The sequence below is a fragment of the Tsukamurella pulmonis genome, assembly GCF_900103175.1.
In the GTDB taxonomy this organism is placed as follows: domain Bacteria; phylum Actinomycetota; class Actinomycetes; order Mycobacteriales; family Mycobacteriaceae; genus Tsukamurella; species Tsukamurella pulmonis.
Map to the genome: position 1 here is coordinate 3006436 of NZ_FNLF01000002.1, position 15184 is coordinate 3021619.

Annotated in this window: 13 protein-coding genes and 1 pseudogene; 11 read left to right on the forward strand and 3 right to left on the reverse strand. The window is 70.7% G+C overall.

What is annotated here, in order from left to right; translation table 11 throughout:
• Positions 1 to 16: 16 nt before the first annotated feature.
• The 7 genes from BLQ62_RS14725 (at position 17) to BLQ62_RS14755 (ending at position 7237) form a co-directional block, all read left to right on the forward strand.
• Positions 17 to 1105 carry a polyprenyl synthetase family protein gene (locus BLQ62_RS14725; RefSeq protein ID WP_068534120.1) on the forward strand — a complete coding sequence of 363 codons (1089 nt, stop codon included), beginning with the start codon at positions 17 to 19 and terminating at the stop codon, positions 1103 to 1105.
• A 106-nt stretch (positions 1106 to 1211) separates the two neighbouring features.
• Positions 1212 to 2219, forward strand: a complete 1008-nt coding sequence (locus BLQ62_RS14730) for an ABC transporter substrate-binding protein (protein ID WP_231857747.1) — start codon at positions 1212 to 1214, stop codon at positions 2217 to 2219.
• Positions 2216 to 3238, forward strand: coding sequence for an ABC transporter permease (locus tag BLQ62_RS14735; RefSeq protein ID WP_231857748.1), 1023 nt, complete (start codon positions 2216 to 2218; stop codon positions 3236 to 3238). Before BLQ62_RS14730 ends, BLQ62_RS14735 begins: the two co-directional genes overlap by 4 nt.
• Positions 3225 to 4253 (forward strand): iron chelate uptake ABC transporter family permease subunit, encoded by a 1029-nt coding sequence (locus BLQ62_RS14740; protein WP_170842916.1) that lies wholly within the window; start codon positions 3225 to 3227, stop codon positions 4251 to 4253. The genes BLQ62_RS14735 and BLQ62_RS14740 overlap by 14 nt, the downstream gene beginning before the upstream one ends.
• Positions 4250 to 5062, forward strand: a complete 813-nt coding sequence (locus BLQ62_RS14745) for an iron ABC transporter ATP-binding protein (protein WP_414929936.1) — start codon at positions 4250 to 4252, stop codon at positions 5060 to 5062. The genes BLQ62_RS14740 and BLQ62_RS14745 overlap by 4 nt, the downstream gene beginning before the upstream one ends.
• Positions 5063 to 5119: 57 nt before the next feature.
• A complete protein-coding gene (locus BLQ62_RS14750) occupies positions 5120 to 6640 on the forward strand; it encodes an alpha-(1->6)-mannopyranosyltransferase A (protein ID WP_068534126.1) in 1521 nt (506 codons plus the stop codon).
• Positions 6641 to 6925: 285 nt separating this feature from the next.
• Entirely contained in the window at positions 6926 to 7237 is a 312-nt protein-coding gene (locus BLQ62_RS14755) for a hypothetical protein (RefSeq protein WP_068568693.1), read from the forward strand.
• 167 nt (positions 7238 to 7404) lie between these two features.
• Here BLQ62_RS14755 and BLQ62_RS14760 read toward each other — a convergent pair whose 3' ends face one another.
• Positions 7405 to 7785, reverse strand: a complete 381-nt coding sequence (locus tag BLQ62_RS14760; protein ID WP_068534226.1) for an Rv2175c family DNA-binding protein — start codon at positions 7783 to 7785, stop codon at positions 7405 to 7407.
• Between the two features lie 97 nt (positions 7786 to 7882).
• Here BLQ62_RS14760 and pknB point away from each other — a divergent pair, with 97 nt between their 5' ends.
• Genes pknB through BLQ62_RS14775 form a run of 3 tightly spaced genes read left to right on the forward strand, consistent with a single transcriptional unit; the run spans position 7883 to position 11963 of the window.
• Positions 7883 to 10063 carry a Stk1 family PASTA domain-containing Ser/Thr kinase gene (gene pknB, locus BLQ62_RS14765; protein WP_068568695.1) on the forward strand — a complete coding sequence of 727 codons (2181 nt, stop codon included), beginning with the start codon at positions 7883 to 7885 and terminating at the stop codon, positions 10061 to 10063.
• Positions 10064 to 10113: 50 nt separating this feature from the next.
• Entirely contained in the window at positions 10114 to 10812 is a 699-nt protein-coding gene (locus BLQ62_RS14770; RefSeq protein WP_082756983.1) for a GTP pyrophosphokinase, read from the forward strand.
• Positions 10813 to 10853: 41 nt separating this feature from the next.
• A complete protein-coding gene (locus BLQ62_RS14775) occupies positions 10854 to 11963 on the forward strand; it encodes an ElyC/SanA/YdcF family protein (protein ID WP_068568697.1) in 1110 nt (369 codons plus the stop codon).
• Here the strand turns inward: BLQ62_RS14775 and BLQ62_RS14780 are convergent.
• Positions 11960 to 13834: an acetate--CoA ligase gene (locus tag BLQ62_RS14780; protein WP_068568699.1), complete on the reverse strand. Its 1875-nt coding sequence runs from the start codon at positions 13832 to 13834 to the stop codon at positions 11960 to 11962. The two genes, BLQ62_RS14775 and BLQ62_RS14780, sit on opposite strands and share 4 nt — an antisense overlap.
• A 138-nt stretch (positions 13835 to 13972) precedes the next feature.
• On the opposite strand from BLQ62_RS14780, the gene BLQ62_RS14785 reads away from it, so the two are divergent.
• Positions 13973 to 14947 carry a hypothetical protein gene (locus BLQ62_RS14785; protein ID WP_068568701.1) on the forward strand — a complete coding sequence of 325 codons (975 nt, stop codon included), beginning with the start codon at positions 13973 to 13975 and terminating at the stop codon, positions 14945 to 14947.
• Here BLQ62_RS14785 and BLQ62_RS23395 read toward each other — a convergent pair.
• Positions 14944 to 15024, reverse strand: a pseudogene (locus tag BLQ62_RS23395) (3-deoxy-7-phosphoheptulonate synthase); the annotation flags it as partial. The gene BLQ62_RS14785 and the pseudogene BLQ62_RS23395 overlap by 4 nt on opposite strands.
• Between the last annotated feature and the right edge of the window lie 160 nt (positions 15025 to 15184).

Genomic DNA, 15184 nt, shown 5'->3' on the forward strand with positions numbered 1-15184 from the left:
GAATAGGTTTGCCGGTATGACGCTGCCCGTCGCCCCGCCCCAGACCTCCCTGACGGACATCGCAGCGGCGGTGCAGCCGACCCTCGAGAAGTTCCTCGACGAGCGCCGTGACCTGGTCGAACCTGTCGGTCCGGTGTTCACCGAGGCCACCGCGGGGCTCGAGCGATTCATTTTGCGCGGCGGTAAGCGTATTCGCCCCGCCTTCGCCTGGACGGGCTGGCTGGCGGGCGGCGGCGCGGCCGACGGAGACGTCGCGCGGGCCGCGCTGCGGGCCTGCGCCTCGCTCGAGTTCGTCCAGGCGTGCGCGCTGATCCACGACGACATCATCGACGCCTCGCTGACGCGCCGCGGCTTCCCGACCACGCACCGCGAGTTCGCGCAGCTGCACGCCGAGCGCGGCTGGTCGGGGTCGCCGGAGAAGTTCGGCGAGGCGACGGCCATCCTGCTCGGCGATCTCGCGCTCGCATGGGCCGACGACATGTTCCTCGGTGCCGGGCTCGAGCCCGAGCGGTACCTGCGCGCCGCCCGCGCCTGGGCCGCGATGCGTACCGAGGTGCTCGGCGGACAGCTCCTCGACATCGTCAGCGAGGCCTCGCGCGACGAGTCGGAGGCGGCGGCGGAGCGGGTCGTGCGGTTCAAGACCGCGGGTTACACCGTGGAGCGGCCACTGCACGTGGGCGCCGCGCTCGCCGGCGCCTCCGACGAGGCGATCACGGCGCTGCGCTCGATCGGCGTCGACATCGGCGTCGCCTTCCAATTGCGCGACGACCTGCTGGGCGCGTTCGGCGATCCCGCGGTCACCGGCAAGCCGTCGGGCGACGACCTCCGCTCCGGCAAGCACACCCCCATGCTCGCGCACGCCCTCGCGGCGGGCGGCGACGCCGCGGCGGAGCTGCGCGCACTCGTCGGCACCGACCTCGACGACGCGGGCGTCGAGCGGGCCCGCGCCGCACTGCGGGAGACAGGGGCGCCGGCGGCGATGCAGTCCCGCGTCGAGGAGCTCACCGCGCGGGCCACCTCCGCGATCGCGGTGGCCCCGATCGCCGACGGTGCGCGGCCCGTCCTGGCCCGGCTCGCGGCCGTCCTCGTCGACCGCGCGGCGTGATCGCGATCGCCCGAGTTAGGCAAACCTAGCCACCCCTCGGTATGGTTCCGTTTACCTAAGCCCTTTACCGACGGCTTACGGTGCCCGTCTTGAAGCAAGAACGAGAATGGAGTCACCCCGCATGTTCACCCGCTTCCGCAAGGCCACGCCCGTGGCGGCCGCGCTGTTGGCGACCGGCCTCGTCTTCGCCGGCTGCTCGACCACCAGCGCCGACGAGGACAAGCCCGCCTCCGGTGAGAAGATCACCGTCACCACCAACAAGGGCGAGGTGCAGGTCCCCAAGAACCCGAAGCGGGTCGTGGTCCTCGACAACACCAGCGCCGAGACCGTCAAGGCGATGGGCATCACGCCCGTGGCGATCCCGAAGGGCCTGTTCGCCAAGAGCGTCCTGGGCGACTGGATCGACAACGCCGAGATCAAGGACACGGGCACGCACGCCGAGCCCAAGTTCGACGTGATCGAGGACGTCAAGCCCGACCTCATCATCGGCGGCTACCGCTTCGCCAAGTCCGAGGGCGACATCAAGAAGATCGCCGAGAAGACCGGCGCCGCCTTCATCGACATCGCCGCCGAGGACGGCGCGCCCAAGGGCCGCGTCGAGACCATGCGCGATTCGACCGTCACCCTGGGCAAGATCTTCGGCAAGGACGATCAGGCCAAGCAGATCGTCGCCGACTTCGACAAGAGCCTCGACGCGGCGAAGGCGCAGGCCACCGGCCAGAGCGTCTTCCTGTCCATCGTCAACGGCGGCAAGATCGACAACGGCGCCAAGCGCATGCAGCCCTTCGTCGCGCCGCTGAACCTCAAGGACGTCTTCGCCGGCCAGGCCGGCGATCACCACCAGAACTCGGGCCTGACCCCCGAGGCCATCGCCCAGGCGAACCCGCAGTGGGTCATCGTCATGGACCGCGACGCCGCCGTCCCACCGACCGACGGCAGCACGCCGCAGACCGCCGCGCAGACCTTCAAGGCGCAGCAGGCCTTCGCCAATGTCGAGTTCCAGCAGAAGGACCGGATCTTCTACCTGGACAACGACTTCTACCTCCGCGAGGGCATCCAGGACTACGGGCAGAACTACGCCGCTCTGGCCGAGGCCATCGCCGCCAAGAAGTGACGACGACCGACACCGTCGCGCCGCCCCAGGCGGGTCCCCGGAAGGGGGCCCGCCTGGGGCGCGTCGCGCTCCCCCTGCTCGCGCTCGCCTGCGTCGCGCTGCTGTTCGCCTCGCTGATGACCGGCGAGTACCACATCACCCTCGCCGGGCTCCTCGCCGGCGACGACGAGATGTGGCGCATGTTCTTCATCTCCCGCGTTCCACGCACCGCCGCCCTGGTCTTCGCGGGCCTGGCGATGAGCTTCTCCGGCGTCATCATGCAGCGGCTGACCCAGAACCGGTTCGTCGAGCCGACGACCGCCGGCACCGCCGAATGGGCCGGACTGGGCGTCCTGCTGTGCATGCTCTACCTCCCGGGCGCGTCGCCGATGGTGCGCATGGTCTTCGCCACCGCGACCGCCTTCATCGGAACCATGATCTTCCTCGGCTTCGTCTCCCGTATCCGCGCGCGGCGCTCGGCCATCGTGCCGCTGGTGGGCCTGATGCTGGGCGCCGTCGTCAGCGCCATCACCACCTACCTGGCGATCGGCGCCAACCTGCTACAGGCCGTGACCAGTTGGCGCTCCGGCGGTTTCGCGCACATCGTGCGCGGCTACTACGAGCCGATGTGGGCGATCGCGTTCATCGCGGTGGCGACCTACCTCCTGGCGAACTACTTCACCATCGCCGGGCTCGGCAAGGACGTCGCGACCTCGCTCGGCCTGCGTTACGGCCTCACCATGGGCATCGGCGTCACGATGGTGGCGCTGGCCTCCGGCGTCACCAGCGTCGTCGTCGGCTTCATCCCCTTCCTCGGACTGGTAGTGCCGAACCTGATCAGCGCGCTGCGCGGCGACGACGTGCGCAGTGGCCTGCCGTGGGTCGCCGTGCTCGCCACCGTCCTCATCATCGGCTGCGACCTGATCGGCCGGATCGTGGTGCGCCCGATGGAGATCCCTGTTTCCGTCATCATGGGTGTGATCGGCTCGGTCACGTTCCTGACGATCGTGTTGTCGAGGAGGAATCGTGTCGCTCTCTGACATGGCATCGGCACCGGCGATCGACGGCCGCACGACCCGCGTGGGCTGGCGCGCCCGACTCGCGATCGCAGCGACCCTCGCGGTGCTGAGCCTCGCCCTGTACCTGCTCATGCGCACCGGCGCGGACGACGTGCTGCGCTGGGACTTCCAGTTCGGGCTGTCCTTCGAGCGACGGATGCGCACCGCCACCGCGATCCTCATCGCGGCCTTCGCCGGGGCGATCTCGACGGTGCTCTTCCACACCGTGACGCACAACCGGATCCTGACGCCGCAGATCATCGGCCTGGATTGGTTGTACGTGCTGATCCAGACCGTCGGCGTGTACGTGGCGGGCAGCCGGTTCGTCGACAACGGCGATTCGGTGCCGCAGTTCCTGGCCCAGACCGCCACTATGGTGCTCTTCGCGGCCGTGCTCTACGGCTGGCTGTTCTCCGGCCGGTTCGCGAGTATGTTCCTACTCCTGCTCGCCGGCGTCGTGCTGGGACTGGCCTTCCGGTCGATCTCGGAGTTCCTGCAGCGACTGCTCTCCCCCACCGACTTCGACGCGCTCTCCATCAAGCTCTACGGCCGGCTCACGGCGGTCAACGCCGACCTGCTGCCCATCGCCGGCGCCGCGTGCCTGATCGTGGGCGTCATCGTCTGGCAGCGCCGGCGTGTTCTCGACGTCCTCCTGCTGGGACGCGATCCGGCCGTGGCCCTGGGCCTGCGGCACCGGTACGAACTGACGCTGGCGCTGGTCCTCATCGCCGTGCTCGTCTCGGTGAGCACCGCACTGGTCGGGCCGATGATGTTCTTCGGCTTCATCATCGCCACGCTCGCGTACCAACTCGCCGGCGACTGGCGGCACCGCGCGACACTGCCGATGGCCTTCCTGATCGGCGTGATCATGCTCGCCGGCGGGCAGTTCATCCTGCACAACATCTTCTACGCCAACGGGATGCTCACGGTGATCATCGAGTTCGTCGGCGGAATCCTGTTCCTCGCCATGCTGTTCCGCCGAAGGGGGACGATGTGAACGACATCGTGAAAGACACCACAACCACCGCGACCGGCACCGTTCCCGCGATCGCCTTCACGGACCTGACCAAGCAGTACGCCGAGACCGTGGTGCTGGGCCCGGTGTCCGGCGAGTTCACCCGCGGCGGCGTCACCGCGCTCGTCGGCCCCAACGGCGCCGGCAAGTCGACGCTGCTCACCATCCTCGGGCGGCTGCTGACCCAGGACTCGGGCACGGCGCTGCTCGAGGGCACCGACATCCGGTCGATGAAGCCGACCGAGGTGGCGCGCAAGCTCGCCATCCTCCGGCAGGAGAACGGCGTCAACGCCCGCCTGACGGTGCGCGACCTCGTCGCCTTCGGCCGGTTCCCGCACAGCCGGGGCCGGATGACCGCCGAGGACGTGCGGCACGTCGAGGACGCCCTGGGCTTCCTGGGCCTGACGGAGCTCGCCGACCGCTTCCTCGACGAGCTCTCCGGCGGACAGCGCCAGCGCGCCTACGTGGCGATGACGCTGGCCCAGGACACCGACGTGATCCTGCTCGACGAGCCGCTCAACAACCTCGACATGCGGCACCAGGTGGGCATGATGCGCCGGCTGCGCCGTGCCGCCGACGAGTTGGGCAAGACGATCATCCTGGTGGTGCACGACCTCAACTTCGCCGCCGCCTACTCGGACCGGATCGTGGCGCTCAAGAACGGCACGATCGCGGCGTCGGGCGCACCGTCGGAGATCATGACCGGCGAGCTGCTCACCGAGATCTTCGAGACCCCCGTCGCCGTGCACGTGCTCGAGGGCGGCCCCGTCGCGGTGTACGCGGGGCTCTGACCGCGGCACGCGACCGAAGCGCGGAGGGCGCCGGTGGCCTTCACTAGACTGGCGGGGATGTCCGGATCAGTTCAGTCCGCGCTGCGCGGCTACAGCACGTTCCTGCGGTCCGCCCCGCATGTCCCCGAGGGCCGCGCGGCACTTCTCGGGCTGCTCGGCGCCGTCCTGACGACCCTGGGCAGCTTCGGCGCGGGCGCGATCCGCGTGCACGACACCACGCTCGAGGCGGCGCACCTGTCGTGGCTGCGGTTCGGGCACGGGCTGGTGCTCAGCTCGATCCTGTTCTGGACCGGCATCGCCGTCCTGGTGATCGCGTGGATCCGGCTCGGGCGCGGAGCACTGGCCGGGCGACTGGAGGTCTCACAGGTGGCCGGGACCGTCGCCCTGTGGATCGTGCCCCTGCTGGTGGCCGTTCCCCTGTACTCGCGCGACGCGTACTCCTACCTCGCGCAGGGCGCGCTGCTGCGCGACGGCTTCGACCCCTACGTCGACGGCCCCGTCGTGAACCCCAACGGCCTGCTCGACGACGTGAGCGGCATCTGGACCACGACCACGGCGCCGTACGGGCCGCTGTTCATCCTCATCGCGAAGTGGATCACACAGCTGTGCGGCGACGACGTACTCGCCGGCGTGATCGCGCTGCGCCTGGTGATGCTGCCCGGCATCGCGCTGTCCGTGTGGGGCGTGACGAAGCTGGCCCGGCACTTCGGCGCGAAGCCGGCGGTGTCGCTGTGGTTCGCGGTGCTCAACCCGCTGGTGATCGTGCACCTCGTCGGAGGCGTACACAACGAGGCGCTCATGGTCGGCCTCATGGTCGCGGGCATCGCCCTCGTGCTCGATCGTCGCCACCTGTTCGGGGTCGCGGTGATCGTCACGGCCGTGGCCGTGAAGGGCACCGCGGCGATCGCACTGCCCTTCGTGGTGTGGATCTGGTTCCACCACCGGCGCGAGGCGGACCCGCAGGAGTCCGTCGCGAAGGCCTTCGGCACGGCCCTCGCCGCGTCGATCGGCGTCTTCGTCGCGCTGTTCGCGGCGTTCTCCTTCATCGCGGGCGTGGGCCTGGGGTGGACCACGGCGCTGGCAGGGTCGATCAAGATCATCAACTACATCACGCTGCCGACCGCGATCGCGCAGATCACGGCCTTCGTGGCGGCGCCGTTCACGGACCTGCACCTCGCGCCGATCCTGGTGGTGACACGGGCCCTGGGCGTCGCCCTGCTGGCGATCACCCTGGTCGTGCTGTGGTGGCGGTTCCGGCAGAACGAGCGGCGCAACGTGATGGGCATCCTGCTGGGTCTGCTCGCCGTGTGCGTGCTCTCCCCCGCATCACTGCCCTGGTACTACACCTGGCCCCTGGCCGTGGCGGGCGCGTTCGTCTGGTCCCGGCGCACCCTGGCGATCATCGCCGGCCTGTCCGTGTGGCTCATGGTCGTCTTCATGCCCACGGGCTCCATCGGCCTGTACTCGTTGTGGAACGTGGCCCTCGCCGCCGCCCTGGGCGCGCTGGCCGGCTGGTCGCTGCTGACGGCGGACCCGCTCAAGGTGCGGCCGAGGCTCGGGCTGGCCCCCGCGGTGTAGGCGCGACTTCCCAGAGAGCGCCTGGCGGCTGGGGAACGGACCTCCCCGCCGGGACGCGTGACGTGTCGCGTCGAAAAGGTCATGCACTGTCGGCATACCATGAATGCCCAGGTCAGACGGCCGAAACCACAAACGGTCATGCGGATTCCGCATAGTCCCGCGTCGCTCTGGGCTCCAGGCGCGGCACCGTCTCTCAGTACCGCGTACGCCGGGCGCCGAACGCCCCGCTCCCGCCCGCCATGTCCGTTGCCCCGACCTGTCGGTGCCCGGAGCTACCGTCCGGACATGTCGGATATCGAGCGGTTCCGGGGGCGCGACGCTGGCCCGCACGCGCAGCATGAACATGGCAGCACGCGCGCACGGGATCGGTGGAACCGGGAGCACGAGTTGCAGATCCAGCAGGTCGTCGTCGACGACCCGGTCGCGACGCTGCGCTGCGGCGAGTCCGATCTCGCCGTCGCCCTGGTGACCGGCCCGAGCCCGGAGGAGTTCGAGGCGGTTCCCGTGCGAGTGTGGTCGCGGGGCCGGCGGGTCGAGTTCCTGAACCGGCCGGATCTGCGGTCGCAGGCCCGCGCGGTCGTCGACCACCTGTCGTGAGGTGCGGGGCTATGCCGGAACGACATACCCCACACCGCGCAAAGGCATCCTGAGCTGCACGTATTCAGCTATGCGATATCCGCATACCCTGCGCGGCAGAACCACACCGCGTCGCCGCGCGCACCCAGTGGGCTCGCCGACCGCGTATCGCGCCCTTCGGATCCGGGCTAGAACGCCATCGACTGCGCGCGGCGGATGATCTCGCGGGCGGAGTCCGTGTGCAGCAGCTCGGCCGGGCAGTCGCCCAGATCCTCCTGCGGCTCGAACAGCCAGCGCAGGATCTCGTCGTCGTGGAAACCGCCGTCGTGGAGCACCACGAGCAGACCGGTGAAGTGCTTGGCGATGGCGAAGCGCCCGTCGACCTCGCCGAAGAACAGCCGCGGGATGTGCAGTTCGCCGCCGCGACGCACGGCGAGCAACTGGCGATCGCGCAGCAACTGCAGGACCTTCGACTGCGACACGCCGAGCCCCTTGGACACGGTCGAGAGGTTGTAGGTAGCGGTGCCCTCGGGCAGCAGATCGTCGCTGAGATGCGGGACGGAGCTCACCGTCACACTGTACCCAGCGAGTGGATTCGGCCCTTCCACCCCTCGGGTCGCTAGGCTGAACTGTCGACACCGCCCACATCGAGAGGAACCGGAGAAGGTGAACACGCCGCGCGACCGCCTGATCGGCGCCCGCATCGAGGGCCGCTACCGCATCGATGCGGTGATCGCGCGTGGCGGCATGTCCACCGTCTACATGGGGCTCGACCTGCGGCTCGACCGGCCGATCGCGATCAAGGTGATGGACCCGAAGTACGCGGCCGACGCGCAGTTCGTCTCGCGCTTCGAGTTCGAAGCGCGCGCCGTCGCCAAGCTCAAGGACCCCGGGCTGGTCGCCGTGTACGACCAGGGCGTCGACGGTGAGCTGGCCTTCCTGGTGATGGAGCTGGTCACGGGCGGCACGCTGCGCGAGCTCCTCGGCGAGCGCGGCCCCATGCCGCCGCACGCCGTCGCCGCCGTGATGGGCCCGGTGCTCACCGCGCTGGGCACCGCCCACCGCGCCGGCCTGGTGCATCGCGACGTGAAGCCGGAGAACGTCCTCATCTCCGACGGCGGTGAGGTCAAGGTCGCCGATTTCGGTCTCGTCCGCGCGATCGCGGCGGCATCGGTGACCAGTTCGTCGGTGATCCTCGGCACAGCCGCCTACCTCTCGCCGGAGCAGGTCGAGTCCGGCAACGCCGACCCGCGCTCCGACGTCTACTCCAGCGGCATCCTCGTCTACGAGCTGCTCACCGGGCAGGTGCCGTTCACCGGCGACACCGCCATCTCGCTGGCCTATCAGCGCCTGCACAACGACGTCCCGCCGCCGAGCGCCGCGATCGCCGGCGTGCCCGAGGAGTTCGACGAGTTCGTCGCCCGGGCCACGCACCGCGATCCCGCGCAGCGCTACGCCGACGGTTTCGCCATGGCGGAGGCGCTCAGCACGATGGCCGACGAGCTCGATCTGCCGCCGTTCACCGTGCCCGCCCCTCAGTCCAGCGCCGAACAGCGCGCCGCCGCGGCCATGTACGCGCAGCGCGGTGAGCCGCTGATCCCCGCCGCCGCGGAACCCACGGGCGCCCTCATGCCGGGCCAGCCGATGCCGGGCGTCCCGCCCGTGGCGCCGCCGCGCACCCTGGCGCAGCCCGCCGCGCCCGCTGCGGCGATGCAGCACACCCGCGCCGAGACGATGCATGAGTCGTTGCCCGCCGAGACGGCGCCGCCGCAGTGGGTGCCCCCGCGCAAGAGCCGGGCCAAGTCCTGGATCATCGTCGCGATCATCGCGGTGATCTCGATGCTGCTGGCCTTCGGCGGTTGGTGGTTCGCGTCCGGCCAGTTCACCTCGGTGCCGAACGTGGCGGGCATGGACCGCGCGGCCGCCGAGAAGACGATCAAGGACGCGGGCCTCGACGTCGAGCTCGCCGGCAGCTTCAGCAACGACATCACCGAGAACACCGTCACCGGCCTCGATCCGTCGGCCGGGAGCCGCATCAGCCGCTTCGGCACCGTCACGATCCAGTACTCGCGCGGCCGGCCGACGGTGCCCCAGTTCCGCCCCGGCGACAGCCCCGAGAACGTCGAGAAGCTGCTGCGCGAGAACGGCCTCGAGTCCAAGCGCGGGCCGGCGCAGTTCAGCCGCGACATCGCGCAGGGCGGCGTCATCGGCCTCTCGCCGACGCCGGGCACCCGCGTATCCGTCGGCTCGACGGTGACGGTCGTCGCCTCCGCGGGCAACGAGCCCGTCGACATCCCCGACGTGCGCGGCAAGTCCCCCGACGAGGCCACGGCGCTGCTGCGCTCGGCGGGCCTGTCGGTCAAGGAGAACAAGCAGCAGTTCGACGCCGGGACCGAGGCCGGCAAGGTCTTCGGCACCGACCCGTCCGGTCAGGTGAACAAGGGCGGCAGCGTGACCCTGCTCGTCTCCAACGCGCTGACGGTGCCCGACGTGATCGGCAAGACCTCCGCCGAGGCGACCCAGATGCTCCAGCGCGCGGGTCTCGTCGCCGAGCTCACCGGCGAGACCGGCTCGGGTTCGGTGGTCACCTCGACCAGCCCCAGCGCGGGCGGCCGCGTGGACCCGTCGAACAAGCGGGTGACGGTCACGATGGCCTCCCGCGTGACCGTCCCGTCGGTGACGGGGATGAACGTGGGCCAGGCCCGTTCGGTGCTCCGCGACGCCGGCCTGCAGGTCAAGGTGAACGGCATCTTCGCCTCGGACAAGTCCCAGGTCATCTGGCAGGACCCGGGCGGCGGCTCGCGCGTGCAGGCCGGATCGACGGTGACCGTCACGGCCCTGCCGTGAACGAGCCCGCCTTCGTCCCCGACGCCGCGACGCTGGCGCAGGCGCGTCGCATGCGCGACGAGCTGACCCGCTTCCTGATGGAGTACCAGTTCGCGGTCAAGGAGGTGCTCACCAAGGTCACCATCCTCCGCGAGGAGTTCCTGCAGCTGCACCGCTACAACCCGATCGAGCACGTCACCTCGCGGATCAAGAAGCCCGAGAGCATCGTCAAAAAGGTGGCCCGCCGCGGCATCGCGCCGGAGCTGCCGCTGATCCGCGAGGCGATCACCGACATCGCGGGCATCCGGATCACATGCAGCTTCATCGCCGACACCTACCGGATCCTCGAGACCATCACCGCGCAGGACGACGTGCGCGTCGTCGTGGTCAAGGACTACATCGCCGCCCCGAAGCCCAACGGCTACAAGAGCCTGCACGCCATCATCGAGATCCCCGTCTTCCTCTCGACCGGCCCCGTGCACGTGCCCGTCGAGCTGCAGATCCGCACCATCGCGATGGACTTCTGGGCCAGCCTCGAGCACAAGATCTTCTACAAGTTCGACGGTGCCGTCCCCGACCGGCTCCGGGACGAGCTCTCGGCGGCCGCGACGGTCGCCGAACAGCTGGACCGGCGGATGGAGCAGCTGCACGCCCAGGTGCACGGCGAGCACGACGCCGAGCTCACCCGCGACCGCGACGCCGCGGAGACGGAGCTCGCCGGCGACGAGCTGCTCGGCCGCCTGCTCAAGCTCGCCCAGCGCGCGGGCTGATCCCCCGGCGCGGGCCCGGCGCACCGGATAGCCTGTGCCCCATGAACCGGACCTCCGTTCTCACCCGTGCGGTCGCCCTGGCCGCGATCGGCGCGATCGCCCTCGCCGGCTGCACCGACCCGTCCGACGACGGCGCCGCACCCCCGAGCCCGGCGTCCTCGTCCGCGGCGGCCCGCGGCGTCGCCGGCCAGGTCGCGACGCTGCTCGCGGAGGCCAAGGAGGCCTTCGACTCCCCCACCCGCACCTCCACCGCCGGCAACACCGACAAGACCGTGGACAACATGGCGGTCGTCGAGCAGAAACTGCTGGAGGCGTCCGCGCTCGCCCCCTACCGGGCCGATCTCCTGTTCAGCGCGGCGTCGGCGCGCATCGCGCAGAAGAACGTGCCCGGCGCGCTCGAGCTGTACCGCAAGGTCCTGTCCTTCGCGCCGGACGACGACGATGCGCACACCTACCTCGCGGTGTGGAACCGCTTCCTCGGCGACGCCGCGGGTTCGGCGGCCGAGGTGGAGCAGCTGCGGCGCGTCGCGCCCGACCGGGTGCCGCAGGTCGAGGCCCTGTTCGCCGCGATCGACGGTGCCGTGCGCACCCCGATCACCGAGCGCGCGCCGGAGAGCGCGGCACCGAACACCGGCATCGTCGTGCTCGGCTACGCGCTCAAGAACGACGGCACCATGGACGCGCCGCTCGTGCAGCGCCTCGAGAAGACGCTCGAGGTCGCACGGGCCCTGCCCGCAGCGCCGATCGTGGTGACCGGCGGCGTCGAGAAGTCCGGCAACACCGAGGGCGCGCTGATGAAGAACTGGCTCGTCGAACGCGGCGTCGACGCGGCGCGGATCACCGACGAGAACTTCGCCCGCACCACCGTCGAGAACGCGCTCTACAGCTCCTACGTCCTCGCGACGCAGCGGGTGGACCACGCGATCCTGATCAGCTCCGCGAGCCACGTGCGGCGCGGCACCGTCGACCTGCTGCTCGCCGCGCGGGAGAACCTCCCGGCCACCTTCACGGTGAGTTCGGTGGCGGCGGTGGACAAGCCGCTCGCCGACCTGTCCACGCCGTCGGCCGACGAGCTGCGCAGCATCCACCGCGACGCGCTGAGCACCATCGGGCTGTGGAGCTACCGCAGCGCGCCGCTGCTGCAGCGCTAGCCGCGGAGCACCCCGCGCAGGTCGTCGAGGACGGCCGGGTTCTCGATGGTCGACGGGACCGCCTCGTCCCGCCCCTCGGCGATGGCGCGCATGCTGCGCCGCAGGATCTTCCCGGAGCGGGTCTTCGGCAGCGCCGCGACGATCGCGACCTCCTTGAGGGCGGCGACGGCGCCGATCCGATCGCGCACCTGCTGCACGATCTCGGCGCGCACCGCGTCGTGGTCCCAGTCGCCACCGGCCTTGAGCGCCACCAGCGCCCGCGGCAGCTGGCCCTTGAGCTGGTCCGCCACGCCGATCACGGCGCACTCCGCGACCGCCGGGTGTCCGGCGATCGCGGCCTCCAGTGCGCCGGTCGAGAGCCGGTGGCCGGCGACGTTGATCACGTCGTCGGTGCGGCCCATGACGAACAGGTAGCCGTCGGCGTCGAGGTAGCCGCCGTCGCCGGTGAGGTAGTTGCCCGGGTACGTGGTCAGGTACGAGTCGACGTACCGCTGGTCGGCGCCCCACAGCGTGGGCAGCGTGCCGGGCGGGAGCGGCAACGAGATGACCACCGCGCCTTCGGCTCCCGCGAGCACGTCCCGACCGGCATCGTCGACGATCCGCACGCCGAACCCGGGCACCGGGACGGTGGCGCTGCCGGGCTTGACCGGCATCGGCTCCACCCCGCGCAGGTTGGCGGCGATGGGCCAGCCCGTCTCCGTCTGCCACCAGTGGTCGATCACCGGCACGCCGAGCTTCGCGGACGCCCACTCGTAGGTGTCGGGGTCGAGCCGCTCCCCCGCCATGAACAGCGTTCGCAGGCCGGAGACGTCGGAGCGCGTGAGGAATTCGGCGTCCGGGTCCTCCTTGCGGATCGCGCGCAGCGCCGTCGGCGCGGTGAACAGGTTGCGCACGCCGTGCCGCTCGATCACCCGCCAGAAGGCGCCCGCGTCCGGGGTACCGACGGGCTTGCCCTCGTACACCACGGTCGTCGCGCCGATGAGCAGCGGCGCGTAGACGATGTAGCTGTGACCGACGACCCAGCCCACGTCCGAGGCCGTCCACCACACCTCGCCCGGGTGCGCGTCGTAGATCGCGCGCATCGAATACGCCAGCGCCACCGCGTGTCCGCCGTTGTCGCGCACCACGCCCTTCGGCTTGCCGGTGGTCCCCGAGGTGTAGAGCACGTACAGCGGGTCCGTGGCCTTCACCGCGACCGGGCCGGCGGGCTGCGCCGCCGCCTCCGCCGCGGCCCAATCGTGATCGCGCGGGCCCAGTTCCGCCGTCAACTGCGGGCGCTGCCACACCACCACTGCGTCGGGCTTCGCCGACGCCGCATCGATCGCCGCGTGCACGATCGGCAGGTACGGCAGCACCTTGGAGCCCTCGAGCCCGCACGACGCGGTGACGATCGCCTTCGGCCGGGCGTCGTCCAGGCGCGCCGCCAGCTCCGGCGCCGCGAAACCGCCGAAGACCACCGAGTGCACCGCGCCGATCCGCGCGCAGGCCAGCATCGCGACCACGGCCTCGGTGATCATCGGCAGGTAGATCACCACCCTGTCACCCTTGGTGACGCCGAGGCCGGCGAGCACGCCCGCGAACTTCGCGACCCGCTCCAGCAGCTCCGCGTACGTGAGGGTCTGCACCTCGCCCGTGATCGCCGAATCGTGGATCACCGCGGGCTGATCGCCGCGCCCCGCGGCGACGTGCCGGTCCACCGCGTTCACGCACGTGTTCAGCTCCGCGTCCGGGAACCACCGGTACAGCGGGGCGTCCGCATCGTCGAGCACCCGAGACGGCGGGACGATCCAGTCGATCGCGGCGGCCTGCTCGGCCCAGAACCCCTCGGGATCGGTCATGCTGCGGCGGTACTCGTCGGCGTAGGCACCCATGGGGGCATGGTCCCAGGGCGCCGGGGGCGCGGCAGGTGATTGAGGCGATTGTGGCCCGCGTCATCGGCAAGCCGGGCGCCCGGGGCGCGGCCTTGTTAGCCTCCGGGCACACGGGCCGGTACAGCGGACGGAGTCGCGATGACGGAGACCAACGGCGCCGCGCGCCGGCGATGTGCACTGGACACCATGCCCGCTGAGGACCGGCGGGCGATCGAGGAGTCGAACTCCGTCCGGTCCCTGCTCATCATCCGGTTCTACGGCGGCGCCGTCGGCCTGCTGCTCCCGCTCGCGCTCATCGCCGTGGACTTCGCCACGTCGGGCGAGTACTGCGTGCGCGTGCGGGATTCGCTGAGCGCCTACTACCACTCGGGCGCGCGCGACGTCTTCGTCATCGGGCTCGGCATCGTCGGCTTCCTGCTCTTCTCCTACAAGCAGGGCCGCCGTTCGGTCGCCAATGCGCTGAGCACCGTCGCGGGGCTGGCGGCGGTGACCGTGGCGGCCTTCCCGACCCGGCTGCCCGGGCCGATCCCGGCCGGCGAGTGCGGTGCGGGGGCGGCGGCGCCGGTGGCGACCCCACTGCAGATCGCGGTCGGCGTCGACGAGGCGGGCCTGGTGCACGCGGTCGCAGCACTCGTGGTGTTCGCGATGTTCGTGCTGATGTGCGTGACGACCGCGGTGCACGACCGCAGGAATCCGTTCCTGCGTGCGGCCGTCGCGCCGCCGACCGGCCGCGGCTGGCGCAGGTTCCTCGCCCGGGTGGCCAACCGGGCGGGGTGGCGCTTCCACCTGGGCTGCGCGGTGACGATCGTGGTGGTCGGCGGCCTGTGCCTGCTCGCCTCGTTGCGCGGCGCCGCCCTACCGCTGCACCTGGGCCCGCTGTGGGTGGCCGAGGTCGTGGGCATCCTGGCGTTCTCGGCGTCGTGGTTCGTCAAGGGTCTCGACGACATGTTCCTGCGCCGCGAGCCGTGGTCGCAGCGCGAGCTCTCCGACATCCGCCTCGGCGTCGCGCACGGCGACGCGCTCTCCGTGGTGCCCTGCGCCCGCGACGAGAACGGCGACGACGGCGCGCAGGCCGCGCACCCCGCGCCCCGGGAGATCCGCTACACGACCTAGCCGCGCAGCATCTCCGCGACCAGGAAGGCCAGTTCGAGGCTCTGCTGGGTGTTCAGGCGCGGATCGCAGGTGGTTTCGTCCAACCTAAACAAGCTTAGGATGACAGGGCAGCCACGCTAGCGATCAACATCCGCCATACGGAACCATTCGGGCGCCGGTCTCCAATCGCCGAGTCGTTCTAGCCAATCCAGAGCCATCGACCGTTCATATCCGTACGATGGTCGGAAATAGGCAATT